Source organism: Algoriphagus aquimarinus (assembly GCF_007997215.1).
GTDB lineage: Bacteria > Bacteroidota > Bacteroidia > Cytophagales > Cyclobacteriaceae > Algoriphagus > Algoriphagus aquimarinus_A.
Genome location: NZ_VORW01000024.1, coordinates 45,629 through 61,319 on the forward strand (window position 1 = coordinate 45,629; position 15,691 = coordinate 61,319).

Consider the following 15,691-nt stretch of genomic DNA (forward strand, 5'->3'; position numbering starts at 1 on the left):
GGCAAGGGAATTGCTAATTTTTCTTAAATTCTTTCGTTACTAAGCTTACTAAACCAATAACTATAAAGCCATGAAAAAGCTCGTTCTATCCCTAGCCTTACTTGCGATCACGCTTGCGGGCTATTCACAAGGATTCTCCTTTGGCCCTAAAGTGGGACTAAGTCAGACCAGTCTGGATCTCAAAAGTGATCAATTCAAAAATGGGGAATCCAAATTCGGATACCATGTGGGCGTTTTTGCCAGAATCGGTCTTGGAGGATTATACCTTCAGCCGGAAGTGTTATACACTCAGACCCAAGGACAATTTACATTCGATCCGGACGACCAGCCGATTAAGGAGTATGAAGCAGATTTCAATAGAGTAGATATTCCAGTAATGCTCGGGTTTAAGATGTTTAAATTGCTTAGAGTTCAGGCTGGGCCGATTGCCAGCATTAATGTGAATTCGAAGCTGAAAGAAGCAGGGCAAACTGTGCAGAATGCAGACTTTAAGGACGCAACAATTGGCTATCAAGCCGGACTTGGATTGGATATTGGCAACCTGATAATAGATGCCAAATATGAAAGTTCATTGGATAAATTCAGCGGAAACGTAGGTAACTTTCAAACTGACCAACGGACAAACCAATGGATTCTCTCAGTAGGTTTTAGATTGTTCTAAACTCCAGATCCCAACAAAAAAGCCCGATTGAAAATATTTTCAATCGGGCTTTTTTGTGAGTTTCTTAGAAAAGAATCAATAATCATCATTTATTTCGAGCCACATTCCATCAGGATCCTGGATGTAGATTTGTCTAACTCCATCGACTCTAACCGTCACTTTTCCTTTCTCTCCCGGCCAACTTTCGAATGGATAATTTGTGTTTTCAAGTGTTTTGATAAAAGCATCCATGTCCTTCATGCTAAAACAAAGATGATTCACTTTTGAGATTTGAGTTGGTACGTTTGGTGCCTCGATGATATGAAGTGCAGCTCCTCCTCCGATATCATACCAAGCATGCACCCCGTCTTTGAAAGGCTCTTCAATTTCTTCTAAGCCCACAATTTTCTGATAAAACTCTTTGCTGGAATTCAAGTTGCTAACATGGACGGCGATATGATTTACTTTGATTTGGGCAAAAGTACTCATAGTGATTCCTAACAATAAAAAGGTGAATAAGGCTTTCATAGGCTTTTGGGTCATTTAAATTAATAAGACAGTCTAATGTTAGCATTTTTGAGGATGGATTGAAAATAAATTCAGATAATAAACAAGAAAGCACCCGACTAGGCGGGTGCTTTCTTGTTCTTCTAATTCACAGAATCACTCTTAGCTATTCTTCCTCTTCGTTGTGAAGGTCAGTAGCTAAAGCTAGTTTCTCTGCTTCATCAAATAATTTGATGGCTTGCAAATAAACTTCGTTGATGTCATTGACCACTTTATAGAAAGCGCTATCATCATAAATCTGTCTTCCTAAATGCGCTTTCACCAAGATTTTTAAATACTCTTTAGACTTATTAAAGTCTTTAGAATCATATTCGACTTTGTTCTTCTTGCCGTACTCTACCAATTTAGTAAGCATAGCATCACTGACTGTGTAATCCGTGTAGTACTGATCCAAAGTCATATTTTCGAATGTGGTTTTGTTTTCATTGACATAGTCAAGAATGAATTCTCTAGACGCATCAGAATTGAACAGCTTACTCACATAAGGAGAAGACATCGTAGTGTCCCATGGCACGAAGTAGTCAGGCATAATTCCTCCGCCACCATAGACGGTGCGCCCTTTGACGGTTTCATATTTCAAACTGTCATTGAACTTGATACTATCAGCAGAGAAGAACTCTCCATGCTTGTAACGATTCATGTAATCACTTTCGTAAGCTTCATAATTCGCACCATAAGGCTTTTGGATAGATCTTCCTGATGGCGTATAATATCTAGCAATAGTCAATCGCAACTCTGCACCATCTGATAAATCGATAGGCATTTGCACTAATCCTTTTCCAAAGGATCTTCTACCAACGATCAAACCTCTGTCATTATCTTGGATGGCTCCGGCCAGGATCTCAGAAGCGGAAGCAGAACCTTCATTTACAAGGACGATTACAGGCCCTTCTTCAAACATTCCAGGTTTGAAAGCATATGCTTTTTGATTGTATTGCTCTACTTTTCCTTCTTGAGAAACGATCAATGCTTTTTCGCCCAGTAGCTCATCAGCCATATTGATAGCCGCACCCATGTATCCACCAGGATTTCCTTGAAGGTCGATTACCAGTTTCTTCATCCCTTTGCTTTTCAGGTCAGCGATGGATTCTTTGAATTCGTCATAAGTGGTCGCCGCAAATCGGGTTACTTTGATGTATCCGATCTCATTGTTGACCATATAAGATGCGTTAATGCTGTATTGAGGGATCTTGTCGCGAGTTATCCTGTATTCGATAAGCTCTTCCTGGTTTTTACGCTTCATGTCCACGACTACCACAGAGCCTTTTGGACCACGTAGTTTTTCGAAGACATCACGATTAGTTACCCCGACACCGGCCATAGTTTCTCCGTCTACTCGGATGATTTGATCACCAGATTGAATGCCTAGAGCCTCAGAAGGTCCACCAGTTAAAGGAGCTACTACATAGATCGTATCACGTATAATCCCGAATTCAACTCCAATGCCATCAAATTCCCCGTCAAGCTGGGATTGTACAATAGATGCATCCTTTGCAGGGATATAGCTAGAGTGTGGATCTAAGTGCTCAAGCATTTTGGTGATGCCATACTCTACCAGTTCGTTGGTATTGACACTGTCCACATAATCTCTGTTGACATAGGTCATTATCTCCTGAAGCTTATAAAGTGCAGCTCTAAGATCATTTTGATTTCCTTTTGGCTCAGCAAAAGTTGCCCCGATCCAGATACCTGCAGATATGGCAAGCGCCAATATTATAGGAAGTCTGATTTGGGATTTGGTATTTTTTGTCTCGCTCACAGCTTTCTCTTTCAGTTGGTTATTGTCTTTATTGTTACTGTAAATTACCCAATTTTGCCCTCTTTCCGGGTAGTCATTTGATAAATCTATCAAATGTTTATACGGGGGGTGAGTATAATGGCTCAATTTATTCCCCTTTTTTCTGTTAAAAAAAATTATTTTTGCAAGATGCGAACCGAAGGCGATTTTGAAAAGGCACTTGTAGGCGACTTAGTTTCTGAAAACTATGTCTTTGCTTCTGTGCTACACTATTTCGGAATTAGCTTTTATCAATACCCTACGGAGTCATTGGAGATGGTTTGTAAAAAGCATAGGGTTCATTCTAGCCAACTAATAACAGAGCTGGAATCTTGGGCTCAAAGGAAAGAGCCTACCACTGAGGATCTTTACCTGAATCCCATTGAAATTTTGGTGGCCTATTTGAAGAAAAAGCACTACTATTTTGTGCGTCAAGAATTACCTTTTCTTTCTAATATTATCTCTGGAATAGACCCAGAGCCTAAGTTTGCGCCCTTAATGGCAGATCTTAGGATTATGTTTCCGCTATTTGTGGAAGATTTTATTCATCATATTCATGAAGAAGAAAGCAGGCTTTTCAAGAGAATAGAATTGCTTCAGGATATTGAGGAAAATAGGTTTTCACTGAATGATGCCATCACAATTTTGGAAAGGGACCCAGTTCATTTGCTCGCGGATCAGCATGAAGTCCACGATGATGAAATGGAAGGGATCAGAAAGCTCACTGTTGATTATTCATTGGAAGCGGATGCACCGCTTACGATGAAGGTGCTTTATCACGAACTGCAGAACTTCGAACAGGAACTTAGAATCCACGCAAAAATCGAAGACGAACTTCTTTTCCCTAAAGCTGTTGAGCTGGAAAGGGAGGCTTTGCGCCAATTCAAGAAAAAAACCAGAAAAAACTGATGCCCAGAATACTCGCGATTGACCTGGGAACCAAAAGAACCGGCCTAGCTGTTACCGACCCATTGAAAATGTTGGCTAATCCATTGGAAACCATTGAGACTTCCACGCTGCTTGACTATCTGAAAAGTTATTGTGAAAGAGAAGAGGTGGATACGTTGGTATTAGGCTATCCGACCCGATTGAATGGGCAGGATAATGAGATGACCCCTAAAGTGATCACCATGAAGGATAGGCTTTCAAAGGCTTTTCCAGATAAAAAAATAGAACTCGTCGATGAGCGGTTCACTTCTAAGACGGCCATGCAAAGCATGATTTCCATGGGAAGTAAAAAGAAAGACAGAAAAGAAAAAGCTGGAAACCTGGACAAGGTGAGCGCGGCAATTATTCTACAATCCTATTTAGAAAGACAATGATTTATCCTATAGTTGCTTACGGTAACGCGATATTGAAGAAAGAAGCCGAGGAAATTACCGAAGGAACAGAGCTCGATGAGCTGATCAAGAATATGTTTGCCACGATGGACAACGCCAGCGGCGTGGGTCTTGCAGCGCCCCAAATCAATCAAAGTATAAGCCTTTTTGTGATTGATAGTACGTTAATGCTCGATGAAGAAGATGAAGAAGTCGGTATTCGCCGTGTATTTATCAATCCTATAATTTTGGATGAATATGGCGATGACTACAGTTTTGAAGAAGGTTGCTTGAGTATTCCGGAAATCCGTGCAGAAATCACCCGTCCTGAGACCTTGACGATCGAGTATTACGATGAAAACTGGAATCTGAAAGAGGAGGAATTCTCAGGAATGACCGCTCGCGTGATCCAGCATGAGTACGATCACTTGGAAGGGATATTATTTGTGGACTATTTGAAAGGTCTTAAAAAACGACTTGTCAAATCCAAACTGATCGATGTCAGCAAAGGAAAAATATCTACAGATTACCGAATGATTTATCCTCTAAAATGATCAAAGCTCCCCAACTCAAAATAGCACTTGTACAAACCAATCTTTATTGGAAAAATAAAGTGGCAAATCTGGCGATGCTGGAAGAGAAAATGTGGGAGATAGATAATGAGGTTGATTTGATTATTCTGCCGGAAATGTTTCCGACTGGATTTAGCATGGATGCTGCAGAGCTTGCAGAGCCGATGAATCTCAACGTTTGCAAGTGGATGATTCAAATGGCTACGCAAAAGAAAGCAACCATTACTGGAAGTGCGATTATTCAAGTTGATGGCAAGTATTACAATCGCCTGCTCTGGGTACATCCAGACGGGATGATTCAGCATTACGACAAGCGACATCTTTTTCGGATGGCTGATGAGGATCAGTCTTTTTCCGCGGGAGAGAGATTGCCGATTTTTGAGCTGAATGGCTGGAAGATTTGTCCGCAGGTCTGTTATGATCTGCGATTCCCAATCTGGTCTAGAAATAGATTGATCGACGGGGAACTGGGTTACGATCTGATTTTTTATGTGGCATCATGGCCTGCAGCTAGAGTTTCGGCTTGGGATGCGCTTTTGCCAGCCAGAGCAATTGAGAATTTAGCCTACGCTATAGGTGTGAATCGGGTAGAAGAGGATGGTAATGGGATAAAGTACAACGGACATTCCGCCGCATATGACTTCAAAGGGACTCAGATTGAGTTTTTGGGAGAAAGTGAGAAGATCACTTTAGTGACTTTGGATGCTGAGGAGCTCGATTCTTATCGAAACAAATTTCCCGCCTGGATGGATTCAGATGACTTTGTTGTCAAATAAAATCTATGTTTCCTTTCTACTTGAAAAAGTAAAAGGCGGCTTTATGTATGCTAAACATTAGCATGGACGCCACTTCGGTCACCCGTCTTCTGTCTTCGGTCTGAACAAACAAAGGAAAGAAGGAGACTGATGAAGTAGAGTGCTTTAATATCAAGTAATCCTTTTTTCATACACTCAGTACTTTACGCGAGCGGAATTTGAAACAAGGATATTTTGCGTATTTTAGCCCCAATATTTTAAGACCCTGTTTCCTCTTTTTTCCAATCCAAATACATTTTGAAATGGATCTGACCTAGCTAGGTCAATTGAAGGCTCAGGGTATAACATGTCTTTTTAGAACTCTTAAAACCATGAGTAACCAAACTCCAAAAATCCTTTATACGCTGACTGATGAAGCTCCGGCTTTAGCTACGTATTCCTTATTGCCGATTGTAGAAGCATTTACTAAATCTGCCGGTGTATCGGTAGAGACTCGTGATATTTCACTTTCTGCCAGAATCATCGCTAATTTCTCTGCATTTCTGACTCCAGAGCAGCAGATGCCAGATACTTTGGCAGAATTAGGTGATATCGCAAAAACTCCAGAAGCTAATATTGTAAAGCTTCCGAATATCTCTGCATCTGTGCCGCAACTCAAAGCTGCTATCAAAGAACTTCAATCACAGGGATATGCACTTCCAGAATATCCGGAAGAGCCAAAAACTGAAGAAGAGAAAAGTATTAAAAGTAAATACGACAAGATCAAAGGTTCTGCCGTGAACCCTGTGCTTCGTGAGGGGAATTCTGACCGAAGAGCACCACTAGCAGTGAAAGAGTACGCAAGAAAGCATCCTCACTCCATGGGTAAATGGTCTGCTGACTCTAAAACTCATGTGGATAGCATGACAGAGGGAGATTTTTACGGAAGTGAAAAATCCCACGCCATGGCTGATGCCGCTATTATTTCAATTGAGTTGCATGGAGCAGATGGGAAAAAAGAGATACTTAAGTCTGGCTTGAATATTCTGGCTGGTGAAGTGATCGATGCTTCTACCTTGAGCATTTCTGCTTTGAATGCATTTTTGAGAAAAGCGAAAGCTGATGCAAAAGATAAAGGCGTTCTATTCTCTATACACATGAAGGCAACCATGATGAAGGTGTCAGATCCTATCATCTTTGGTCATGCAGTGAAAGTGTTTTTTGAGCCAGTTTTCGCCAAGCACAGCGCTACCTTCAATGAAGTTGGGATCGATGTGAATAATGGATTTGGAGATTTGATTTCCAATCTTGATAAACTTTCTATTCCAAAAAGAACCGAAGTGGAAGCTGATATAGCAGCTTGTCTTGCCGATAGCCCAGACTTGGCTATGGTGAATTCGGATAAGGGGATCACCAATCTACACGTGCCAAGTGATGTGATTATTGATGCGTCTATGCCTGCAATGATCAGAACTTCTGGACAGATGTGGAACAAGGCTGGCAAACTTCAGGATACTAAGGCTATCATTCCAGATAGAGCTTATGCTGGTGTTTACGAAGCTACGATCAACTTCTGTAAGGCTCATGGAGCTTTCGATCCATCTACGATGGGTTCTGTTCCTAACGTGGGTCTGATGGCTCAGAAAGCTGAAGAGTATGGATCTCACGATAAAACTTTTGAGGTTCCTTTTGCCGGAACTGTAAAAGTATTGGATCAAAAGGGAATCGAAATCTTCTCTCATAAAGTAGAAGCTGGAGATATCTGGAGAATGTGTCAGACTAAAGACGCACCGATTCAGGATTGGGTTAAGCTTGCGGTAACTAGAGCTAGACTTTCTGGCACACCAGCGATTTTCTGGTTGGATCCGCTTAGAGCACATGATGCGGAGTTGATCAAAAAAGTAAATAAATACTTGTTAGATCACGATCAGACAGGGTTAGAGATTTCTATTCTTTCTCCTATTGAAGCTACTAATCTTTCTTTGGCGAGAATCAAAGAAGGTATGGATACCATCTCTGTTACGGGTAATGTGCTAAGAGATTACTTGACTGATTTATTCCCGATTTTGGAATTAGGTACTTCTGCAAAAATGCTTTCTATTGTTCCGTTGATGAATGGTGGAGGTTTGTTCGAAACTGGAGCTGGTGGATCCGCACCTAAGCATGTGGAGCAGTTTGTGAATGAAGGTCACTTACGTTGGGATTCCTTAGGTGAATTCCTTGCCTTGGCAGTTTCCTTGGAGCATTTGGGACAAACATTCCATAACGATAAAGCTTTACTATTGGCAGAGACACTTGATCAGGCTACTGGTAAATGGTTGGAGAATGACAAGTCTCCGGCGAGAGTTGTCGGTAAATTGGATAACAGAGGAAGTCATTTTTACATCGCGCTTTACTGGGCTCAGGCACTTGCTGCGCAAAACAAGGATGCTGATCTGAAAGCTAAGTTCACGACACTTGCTACTGCTTTGGAGGCAAACGAACAAGTCATTGTCCATGAATTGAATACTTCTCAGGGCTCTCCGCTGAACATCGGCGGTTACTTCAAGCCAGATGCGGCTCTGGCTTCTCAGGCAATGAGACCAAGTGCAACGCTGAATGATGTGCTGACAACTTTGGTTTAAGAGAACTTTAAAACTATAGAAAGCCATCCGAGGAATCGGGTGGCTTTTTTGTTTTTGTTTAAACCACGGTGGACACAGAGTTTAGCGCAGAGATTACAGAGGTTATTATTAAAAAATAGAAAATCTAACCCTCTTTACTTACCAAAATAGTATTTGTCTAAATCCGCAATCAAAAATCCCAAATCATCTACTCTTCCTCAAAACTGACATTATTTGCCCGCATGAATTCCTTGATCACAGAAACGTGGATACATTCTCCCAAGTGGATAAAGGCGTAGTCGTTTACTTTTTTGGCTTTACCATGGGCGATTATCTCTTTATCTTCTATATCAAAACCTAGGTGTAAATGCTTCGTTCGACTTTGCATTCCGCAGACTTTTCCAGAAGAGTCAAAAAGTGGCCCGCCGCTTTGTCCTCTCAGTCCGGGGGTACTCATTTCCATTCCGTAGATTTTTCCATTTTGATTCCCTAAAAAGCGGGTGAGCATTCCTTCGATAGGGAATCGGGGAGAGCGCATCGCGCCAGTTTTGGTCCATTCTAAGGACTGACTTTGTGCATTCAACTGATAATTTGAAAATTCTGGAAAAGGGAAGCCCAGTCTGCATAGCATTGCTCCGGGGCTGATTTCAGAATCCTCCTTTTTGAATTTGGGTACATTATTGAATAATGTTTTGTCAAAACCCTCGAATTTGATCAATGCCAGATCAAATTCTGGATGGAGAAAAAACCTCATGTTTTTAATTTGATCTACACAATCTACAAACGTGATTCGCGTCTCAGACACAGCATCAGATTTCAGCCCCAGCTTTTTTGCTAAAGCAGAGCGTTGGCCTCCGCTTAGGTCTTTGCCTTGCTGCAAAAAAGAAGTGTATTTTTGATTGATTTGATCTGCTTGAGACAGCCATTGGGCTACATGTTTACACGTTAGCGCATAGCCTTCGTGATTGACGAAAAATAGAGTAGCGGCACCTCTTTGAATTTGAGTACTTCCAAAATTTCTGGAGATGGAATGTATCGCTCTGGTATAGCCGGCGGTTTCGAGAATTGCTTTTTCAAACATTAAAAATTGCTTAGGTAAGGCTTGAAAATAGGGAAAAGCTTTGTGAAATGTGTTTTTTCAGAATTTTTAAGAAATTATTTTTCCTCGAAATCGATTGAATGGAGTAAGAATTAACCTGGTGCCACAGATAGTTTGGGCTAGCCAAATAAATGTAATAACTTAGCCATCCCTCAGGGATTTTTAGCCAAAAGTGGCATACCCTCCAAAGGGAATTTTAGGAATCAAACCTATACTCAAATCAAAATAAATATGAGCAAGATTAAAGTTGGAATAAACGGATTCGGTAGAATCGGACGCTTGGCGTTCAGAGTTGCGCAAGAAAGAGAAGATATCCAAGTAGTAGCGATCAATGATTTGATCGACGTAGACTACATGGCATACATGCTTAAGTATGACTCTACTCACGGTAACTTCAAAGGTACTGTAGAGGTAAAAGACGGTGCATTAGTAGTGAATGGAAATAGCATTCGTGTTACTGCAGAGAAAAGCCCAGCTAACCTCAAGTGGGGTGAAGTAGGAGCTGACTATGTAATCGAATCAACTGGTATTTTCTTGACTAAAGAAACTGCACAAGGTCACATCGATGCAGGTGCTAAGAAAGTAGTAATGTCTGCTCCATCTAAAGATGATACGCCGATGTTCGTAATGGGTGTAAACGAAGATTCTTACACTTCTGACATGATTTTCGTGTCTAACGCTTCTTGTACTACAAACTGTTTGGCACCAATCGCCAAAGTATTGAATGACAACTGGGGAATCGAGGAAGGCTTGATGACTACAGTTCACGCGACTACTGCAACACAGAAAACTGTTGACGGACCTTCTGCGAAGGACTGGAGAGGTGGACGTGGCGCTGGTCAAAACATCATCCCTTCATCAACTGGTGCTGCTAAAGCGGTAGGTAAGGTGATTCCTGAGTTGAACGGTAAATTGACTGGTATGGCATTCAGAGTTCCTACTCCTGATGTTTCTGTTGTCGATTTGACAGTTAGATTGAAAAACCCTGCTACTTACGCTGAGGTTTGTGCTAAAATGAAAGAAGTTTCTGAAACTACTATGAAAGGTGTTCTTGGATATACTGAAGATGATGTGGTTTCTAATGACTTCCTTGGAGATCCTAGAACTTCTATCTTCGATGCAGGTGCTGGTATCCAGCTTTCTGACACATTCTTGAAAGTAGTTTCTTGGTATGACAACGAGTGGGGTTACTCTAATAAAGTAATTGACTTAGTTAGCTTCATCGCAAGCAAATAAGGAGAAGTAATTCTCAAAATATACATGAAAGCCGATCTTAGGATCGGCTTTTTTGGTTTCCGGTGAAAACAAAAATTGGGGCTACATACGTTGTATAAAAAAAGCATTTCTATGATTCTTCCTTTTTTTCCATTGAAACTGGTAGTTTTTCCAGGAGAAGAACTTAACCTCCACATATTTGAGCCTCGATACAAAGAGTTGATCAAGGACGTGGAGGAAGGAAGTATGACTTTTGGTGTTTGTACATTCACTGATCAGCTTTCTGGATATGGTACTGAAGTGAAGTTAGGCGAGATTCATACCAGATATGATGACGGTAGAATGGATATAAAGACAACTGGTCAGCGGATTTTCAAAATAGCAACTTTTGATAACCCTTCACCTGGCAAAGGATATGCAGCAGGTGCTATCGAGTGGTTGGGAGATGACCTCAGAGTCCCTGAGTTTTTGCATCATGAATATATTTTTTACCTGAGGGAAATGCTTCATTTATTGCATTATGAAGTGAGTTTCAATCCTTCTGAAGTTGATTCATTTTCTTTTTCTCATAAAATCGGACTCAAGCTGGAAGAAGAGCTAGAGCTGATAAAAATCCCTTCTGAAGAAAACAGAACTGAATTTCTTATCAAACATTTCAAGCGAATCATTCCGGCGCTACAAGCAGCGGAGCATGCCAAAGAGAAAATCAAACAAAATGGACATTTTAAGCACCTTGATCCATTAGATTTCTAATTATCACCGGATTACTTGCACTCGCATCAAATCATCTGTAGCCTGAAGTATTTTGTTTTTTAGGATTGGATTATAGCCTGGGTTTTTATCTAGAAAGTCTGAGACGATTTTGGCTGCTTCTGAGGAAGTGTATTGTCCAGCGGTAACCGAGGCCCATCTTTTAGGGAAAAAGATGTCTCCAGTCTTCTGAATGTCTTCTAAGAGATGCAGAGCAAGTGGGAGATGCTTGATTGAGTATTCTTGGCGCAAAGGGTGGTGGATGTAGCTGCAAGCTGACAAGACCCATGATTCCTTCTCACGGTTGGAAGCCTCGCTGAATGATTCGAAGAGTACATCTCGCTCTGCTTCATTTTGAGATAAAGCAGGTAGTAGAAAATCAAAGCGATCAAGTTTATCAGGATTGCTGATTCTGGTTCGTTCTTCAGCTAGTATTTCTGTGGATTTTGTATGACCATAGAGTGCTAGAGTCATAGCTAGACTGGTGAAATTATCCGGGTTGAGTTTCAGGTCTTTGATCTCGAAATCTTTTGCCCAGACTTCATAAAGTCGTTCTTGTCCAGTTTGGGAATAGGCAATCCCGCTATAAAGAGAGAAGATGGTTTTCTTCAGATTTGTAGGAAGATCTCTCTGTAATTGATTCCAAAGTTGGGTTTCTAAGGCAGGGAGCACTTTTTCACGTTGATCGACTGAGAAATATTTCCAGAAAATAGTGCTCAGTTCTGAGGAAATCAGACGAGCTAAAATCTCATTTTCTTCTTTGGCTATTCCCTTCTGAAAAGTCTCAAATGCTAAGATTGGTTCTATGTTTCCAGAAAGAGTATTTTCAAATAAGTTGATGTAAGACTGCCCGCGCATCACTTCGTCTGTGAGGGATGAAATATTAGAAAGTGAAGCTTTATTGAGCGGAAAAACTCCGTAGCCAAGGCCATTGCTGTTGTAGAGAATTGCAGTTGGTTGCTGCTCTCCGATCACTTCTTTCAAATCCAGCGTTTTTTCCACCATCGCAACTGAGAAGGTTTTGCTAGTTTCTGGAAAGAAGAAAGTAATATCAAAAAGTTGTGGCCAGACTTTGTCTGTACCATCTTCTGCCTGTTGGCTGATCACGAATGAGCTAATAGTCCCATCTTTTGCGAGTTCGATTTTGTCGCTGAGAATTGGTCTGCCAGATTGATTTACCCATATTTCACTCCAATGCTGAAGATCCATTTCTGTATTTTCATCCAAAATCTCTACGAGTTCATTCCAGTTAGCATTTCCATTAGCGTAAGTCTTGATGTATTGCTGAATGCCTTTCTGGAAAGCGGCTTCTCCCATGGCTGTTTCTAGCTGACGCATCATAATTGGGGCTTTGTCGTAGATGATACTTCCGTAAAGCGAACCAGCATCTTTCAGATTGGCTAGTTTTTGACGAATTGGATTTGTGCCCTGAGTTCGGTCTTCCCCATAAGCTGAAGGGTAATGATTTGTGAGAAAAGAAAGCTCATGATTGATGTCAGGGTAAGTAGGATTGACGAGTTTGCCAGCCATGAAATTTGCAAAAACTTCCTTCATCCAAACGTCATCAAACCAATCCATTGTCACCAAATCACCAAACCACATGTGAGCAGTCTCGTGACCGATCAGTTTTGCCCTGCTAAGCAATTCCGAGTCGGTGGCATTTTCATCCAGGAAAAGCGAGGATTCACGGTATTGGATTGCTCCTACATGCTCCATTCCTCCATATTGGAAAATAGGAATGGTAGCAAAATCGAGTTTCTGAAATGGGAAAGGGTAGGCCGTGTACTCTTCTAGGAATTCTTTAGCTTTTTGATGCAGAATAAAAACTTCAGGAATGCTGGCAGCTATTTTTTCAGGATTGGTTTCTCTGTACAGCATTTTTTGAGGAAAGTCAGAATCTGACTTGGCTTCTTCGAATTTCCCTGCTACAAAAGAAAATAGGTAAGTGCTCATCAAATCTGACTTGGAAAAGCGATGAGTGGCAAAGTCGCCATTTTTCTCATAAGCTATTTCTGGCGCTCCTGCCAAGACTTTCCAGTCTTTGGGCGCTGTGATGGTCAGGGTGTAGTTAGCTTTTAAATTTGGCTGATCAAAACAAGGGAAAAGCGTGCTTGCCCTATCAGGAACCAGCAGGGTGTAGAGAAAATCGTCATTTCTGTTGAGAGAGAGTTCTCCAGCAAGGAAATCAATCTCAATAGAATTGGGTCCTTTTGTAAGTACTTCTTTAGGAATAATCAGGTGTTGATCCTGGTGAGTGATCTCTGTTTCCTGACCATTCACCTTTAGGGAAAGTAAATGAGATGATTCCTCATGGAAATCTAATATTAAGGGATGCGATAGGTCAGATATTTCAACTTCCAGAGTCAAATGGGAACGAATCTCATCTGACTTTTTAGAGGGGATGTCAAAAGTTAAGTTGTATTGAATGTCCGCGACTTGTTGTTTTCTGAATTGAGCTAACTCGAAAGAGATTCCTGGATCATAGAAGTGTTCGTCAGATACAGGTGTCTTGCAAGAAGAGAATATCAAGAGAAAGCCAAAAAGCAGAAAGAGATTTTTCATGTTTCAACAATCGGCATATTTTGGAGGATTCGCAAGGTGAATTCCACTAGTGATATTCAAATGAGATTACATCCTGGTCACGTCTGATTTTTTGATATAAGCGCTTTTGTCTTTCCAGTCCACCTCATACCAGATGTCTTTGCTGGATTTGATATGTACACGATGCCCTGGCTCAACCATATCTATCAACTCCCCACCCGCAGATGGCTTGCTCACAATAAATGTTGGGCTGCTGGTGATTAGGCCTGTGCGAGGACCATTCAGAAAATTATTGGCTAGGAAGATTAAAACAATCAGGAGAATTGTAGGCCAAAATGTCTGAGTCTTCTCTGTTTTTCTACCCGTAATCCAGCTGGCGATAATAGACAGCACGAGGAAAACTGCTAGAGTTCCAACGATATAATCTTGGTATTCTGTAAGGAATATTAGGAATCGTTGCCCATCGCTGACTTCATAGCCTACTAGCGAGCTCTGACCCGTTAGACTTTTGATCTTGGTTATGGCTTGCGAATTAGGTTCCAGATCGTAGTATTTGCTCAGGTAAAGCGTAGCTCGTTCATTGTCTCCAATACCCTCGGTTATGAAGGCCATTTTCAGCAACATTGCCGGTGAATAAATCCCAGATTGGTAGTTAGAATCGTAAATTTCCATTGCTTCCTTGTAGCTTCTAACATTAAACAAAGAATCTGCTTTATTTAAGCCAATTACATCTGCTTGACAATGAATACTTTGTATAGATATCGATAAAAATATCAAAAGTTTTGTGAGAAAGATTGATTTCACGTTTGGCATTTAAAATTTGTCCCCTTATTTTTGCAGTCCAATAACGGCAATGATCTGGCAAAAAGCAAGGCCAGGAAGTCAATTTGAAAGGTTTTAAGTCACCATTTGGTGGTTAAATTTTCTGAAAATTTTCAGAACAATCTGCCTCCATAGTTTGTCCGGTCTCCAGAATAATCGAGAGGCTTCTGGTGCAGATTGAAGAATTCGAATAAAAGTGGATAAAGATTCACTGAAGAAAATATAGAGTAATGATTCCTTAGCTCAGCTGGTAGAGCAATACACTTTTAATGTATGGGTCCTGGGTTCGAGCCCCAGAGGGATCACAGTAAAAATTAACTTACAAGGAGTTAAAAAGGAAGTTTCGGGGTGTAGCGTAGCCCGGTATCGCGCCTCGTTTGGGACGAGGAGGTCGTAGGTTCGAATCCTGCCACCCCGACTTTATATTTCTGTTTTGTCAAAGAGTCTTTGGATTTGCTGACATTACTTATCCGGTCCTGTAGCTCAACCGGATAGAGCAACTGCCTTCTAAGCAGTAGGTTTCAGGTTCGAGTCCTGACAGGATCACAATTCAAAAGCGGAATTACGTTCCGCTTTTTATTTTATTAAGTACCGATTCCTTAGCTCAGCTGGTAGAGCAATACACTTTTAATGTATGGGTCCTGGGTTCGAGCCCCAGAGGGATCACAAGAAAGCAGTCCAATTGGGCTGCTTTTCTTATTTTTAGGCAATCTGTTTTTTAAGCATGGCCACTCTTTATGTCCTCTTCTCTGAAAAGCTTAACAAATACTATGTTGGTGCTTGCACGAATCTGGAAAGGCGCTTATATGAGCATGATATTGGGCACTCCAAATTCACTTCCACAGGAGTTCCTTGGATACTTGTTTATCAAGAATCATTCGATGATTTACAAGCTGCCAAGCGTAGGGAATTACAAATTAAAAAGCACTACTGTCCGAGAAACGGTTTAAAATTTAGGGGAAGCTTCGTTTGAGAAGCTTCCCCTTTTCTGTATTTTCAGTTTACCACAACCAATAAATACAGCAGATGAAAAATACACATTTCTTCGGACA

14 protein-coding genes and 4 tRNA genes are annotated in these 15,691 nt (G+C 41.1%); 13 read left to right on the forward strand and 5 right to left on the reverse strand.

Going from position 1 to position 15,691, the window contains the following annotated elements; all coding sequences use genetic code 11:
* Positions 1-70: 70 nt before the first annotated feature.
* Positions 71-661 (forward strand): porin family protein, encoded by a 591-nt coding sequence (locus ESV85_RS20095; protein ID WP_146920811.1) that lies wholly within the window; start codon positions 71-73, stop codon positions 659-661.
* 75 nt (positions 662-736) lie between these two features.
* Here ESV85_RS20095 and ESV85_RS20100 read toward each other — a convergent pair whose 3' ends face one another.
* Together ESV85_RS20100 and ESV85_RS20105 are read right to left on the reverse strand one after the other, a co-directional pair.
* A complete protein-coding gene (locus ESV85_RS20100; RefSeq protein ID WP_223276063.1) occupies positions 737-1,168 on the reverse strand; it encodes a VOC family protein in 432 nt (143 codons plus the stop codon).
* 145 nt (positions 1,169-1,313) lie between these two features.
* Complete coding sequence (locus ESV85_RS20105; protein WP_146920842.1) at positions 1,314-2,966, reverse strand: S41 family peptidase; 1,653 nt, start codon at positions 2,964-2,966, stop codon at positions 1,314-1,316.
* A gap of 168 nt (positions 2,967-3,134) precedes the next feature.
* Between ESV85_RS20105 and ESV85_RS20110 the strand changes: the two genes are divergently transcribed.
* The 5 genes from ESV85_RS20110 to ESV85_RS20130 all read left to right on the forward strand — a co-directional run bounded on the left by ESV85_RS20110 (position 3,135) and on the right by ESV85_RS20130 (position 8,233).
* Positions 3,135-3,893, forward strand: a complete 759-nt coding sequence (locus tag ESV85_RS20110) for a hemerythrin domain-containing protein (RefSeq protein ID WP_146920813.1) — start codon at positions 3,135-3,137, stop codon at positions 3,891-3,893.
* On the forward strand, positions 3,893-4,306 hold the full coding sequence (gene ruvX, locus ESV85_RS20115) for a Holliday junction resolvase RuvX (protein WP_146920815.1): 414 nt from the start codon (positions 3,893-3,895) through the stop codon (positions 4,304-4,306). The genes ESV85_RS20110 and ruvX overlap by 1 nt, the downstream gene beginning before the upstream one ends.
* Entirely contained in the window at positions 4,303-4,857 is a 555-nt protein-coding gene (gene def / locus ESV85_RS20120; RefSeq protein WP_146920817.1) for a peptide deformylase, read from the forward strand. The genes ruvX and def overlap by 4 nt, the downstream gene beginning before the upstream one ends.
* Positions 4,854-5,651, forward strand: a complete 798-nt coding sequence (locus ESV85_RS20125; protein ID WP_146920818.1) for an amidohydrolase — start codon at positions 4,854-4,856, stop codon at positions 5,649-5,651. Before def ends, ESV85_RS20125 begins: the two co-directional genes overlap by 4 nt.
* Positions 5,652-6,001: 350 nt before the next feature.
* Entirely contained in the window at positions 6,002-8,233 is a 2,232-nt protein-coding gene (locus ESV85_RS20130; RefSeq protein WP_146920820.1) for an NADP-dependent isocitrate dehydrogenase, read from the forward strand.
* Between the two features lie 187 nt (positions 8,234-8,420).
* Here ESV85_RS20130 and ESV85_RS20135 read toward each other — a convergent pair whose 3' ends face one another.
* Positions 8,421-9,293 (reverse strand): serine protease, encoded by an 873-nt coding sequence (locus ESV85_RS20135; protein WP_146920823.1) that lies wholly within the window; start codon positions 9,291-9,293, stop codon positions 8,421-8,423.
* A 249-nt stretch (positions 9,294-9,542) separates the two neighbouring features.
* Between ESV85_RS20135 and gap the strand changes: the two genes are divergently transcribed.
* Both gap and ESV85_RS20145 read left to right on the forward strand, forming a co-directional pair.
* The gene (gap, locus tag ESV85_RS20140) at positions 9,543-10,547 is read left to right on the forward strand and encodes a type I glyceraldehyde-3-phosphate dehydrogenase (RefSeq protein WP_146920825.1); all 1,005 of its coding nucleotides are present in this window, start codon (positions 9,543-9,545) and stop codon (positions 10,545-10,547) included.
* A 111-nt stretch (positions 10,548-10,658) separates the two neighbouring features.
* Positions 10,659-11,279, forward strand: coding sequence for an LON peptidase substrate-binding domain-containing protein (locus ESV85_RS20145; protein WP_146920827.1), 621 nt, complete (start codon positions 10,659-10,661; stop codon positions 11,277-11,279).
* Between the two features lie 3 nt (positions 11,280-11,282).
* Here the strand turns inward: ESV85_RS20145 and ESV85_RS20150 are convergent, their stop codons facing one another.
* The gene (locus tag ESV85_RS20150) at positions 11,283-13,838 is read right to left on the reverse strand and encodes a M1 family metallopeptidase (protein WP_146920829.1); all 2,556 of its coding nucleotides are present in this window, start codon (positions 13,836-13,838) and stop codon (positions 11,283-11,285) included.
* Positions 13,839-13,904: 66 nt separating this feature from the next.
* Positions 13,905-14,489, reverse strand: coding sequence for an SH3 domain-containing protein (locus tag ESV85_RS20155; RefSeq protein ID WP_223276064.1), 585 nt, complete (start codon positions 14,487-14,489; stop codon positions 13,905-13,907).
* A 382-nt stretch (positions 14,490-14,871) separates the two neighbouring features.
* On the opposite strand from ESV85_RS20155, the gene ESV85_RS20160 reads away from it, so the two are divergent.
* The 5 genes from ESV85_RS20160 to ESV85_RS22805 all read left to right on the forward strand — a co-directional run bounded on the left by ESV85_RS20160 (position 14,872) and on the right by ESV85_RS22805 (position 15,612).
* Positions 14,872-14,944: transfer RNA gene (locus ESV85_RS20160), tRNA-Lys, on the forward strand.
* Positions 14,945-14,983: 39 nt separating this feature from the next.
* A tRNA-Pro gene (locus tag ESV85_RS20165) sits at positions 14,984-15,057 on the forward strand.
* A 54-nt stretch (positions 15,058-15,111) separates the two neighbouring features.
* Positions 15,112-15,185, forward strand: a tRNA-Arg gene (locus ESV85_RS20170).
* A gap of 47 nt (positions 15,186-15,232) precedes the next feature.
* Positions 15,233-15,305: transfer RNA gene (locus ESV85_RS20175), tRNA-Lys, on the forward strand.
* Positions 15,306-15,363: 58 nt separating this feature from the next.
* On the forward strand, positions 15,364-15,612 hold the full coding sequence (locus ESV85_RS22805) for a GIY-YIG nuclease family protein (protein WP_146920833.1): 249 nt from the start codon (positions 15,364-15,366) through the stop codon (positions 15,610-15,612).
* Positions 15,613-15,691 lie beyond the last annotated feature (79 nt).

Excerpts from the sequence above, each read along its gene's own strand:
- ESV85_RS20135 (WP_146920823.1), bottom strand. The coding sequence starts at position 9,293 with ATGTTTGAAAAAGCAATTCTCGAAACCGCCGGCTATACCAGAGCGATA.
- ESV85_RS20125 (WP_146920818.1), top strand. The coding sequence starts at position 4,854 with ATGATCAAAGCTCCCCAACTCAAAATAGCACTTGTACAAACCAATCTT.
- ESV85_RS20130 (WP_146920820.1), top strand. The coding sequence starts at position 6,002 with ATGAGTAACCAAACTCCAAAAATCCTTTATACGCTGACTGATGAAGCT.
- ESV85_RS22805 (WP_146920833.1), top strand. The coding sequence starts at position 15,364 with ATGGCCACTCTTTATGTCCTCTTCTCTGAAAAGCTTAACAAATACTAT.
- ruvX (WP_146920815.1), top strand. The coding sequence starts at position 3,893 with ATGCCCAGAATACTCGCGATTGACCTGGGAACCAAAAGAACCGGCCTA.
- ESV85_RS20100 (WP_223276063.1), bottom strand. The coding sequence starts at position 1,168 with ATGAAAGCCTTATTCACCTTTTTATTGTTAGGAATCACTATGAGTACT.
- ESV85_RS20145 (WP_146920827.1), top strand. The coding sequence starts at position 10,659 with ATGATTCTTCCTTTTTTTCCATTGAAACTGGTAGTTTTTCCAGGAGAA.
- gap (WP_146920825.1), top strand. The coding sequence starts at position 9,543 with ATGAGCAAGATTAAAGTTGGAATAAACGGATTCGGTAGAATCGGACGC.
- ESV85_RS20095 (WP_146920811.1), top strand. The coding sequence starts at position 71 with ATGAAAAAGCTCGTTCTATCCCTAGCCTTACTTGCGATCACGCTTGCG.
- ESV85_RS20155 (WP_223276064.1), bottom strand. The coding sequence starts at position 14,489 with ATGGAAATTTACGATTCTAACTACCAATCTGGGATTTATTCACCGGCA.
- def (WP_146920817.1), top strand. The coding sequence starts at position 4,303 with ATGATTTATCCTATAGTTGCTTACGGTAACGCGATATTGAAGAAAGAA.
- ESV85_RS20110 (WP_146920813.1), top strand. The coding sequence starts at position 3,135 with ATGCGAACCGAAGGCGATTTTGAAAAGGCACTTGTAGGCGACTTAGTT.
- ESV85_RS20150 (WP_146920829.1), bottom strand. The coding sequence starts at position 13,838 with ATGAAAAATCTCTTTCTGCTTTTTGGCTTTCTCTTGATATTCTCTTCT.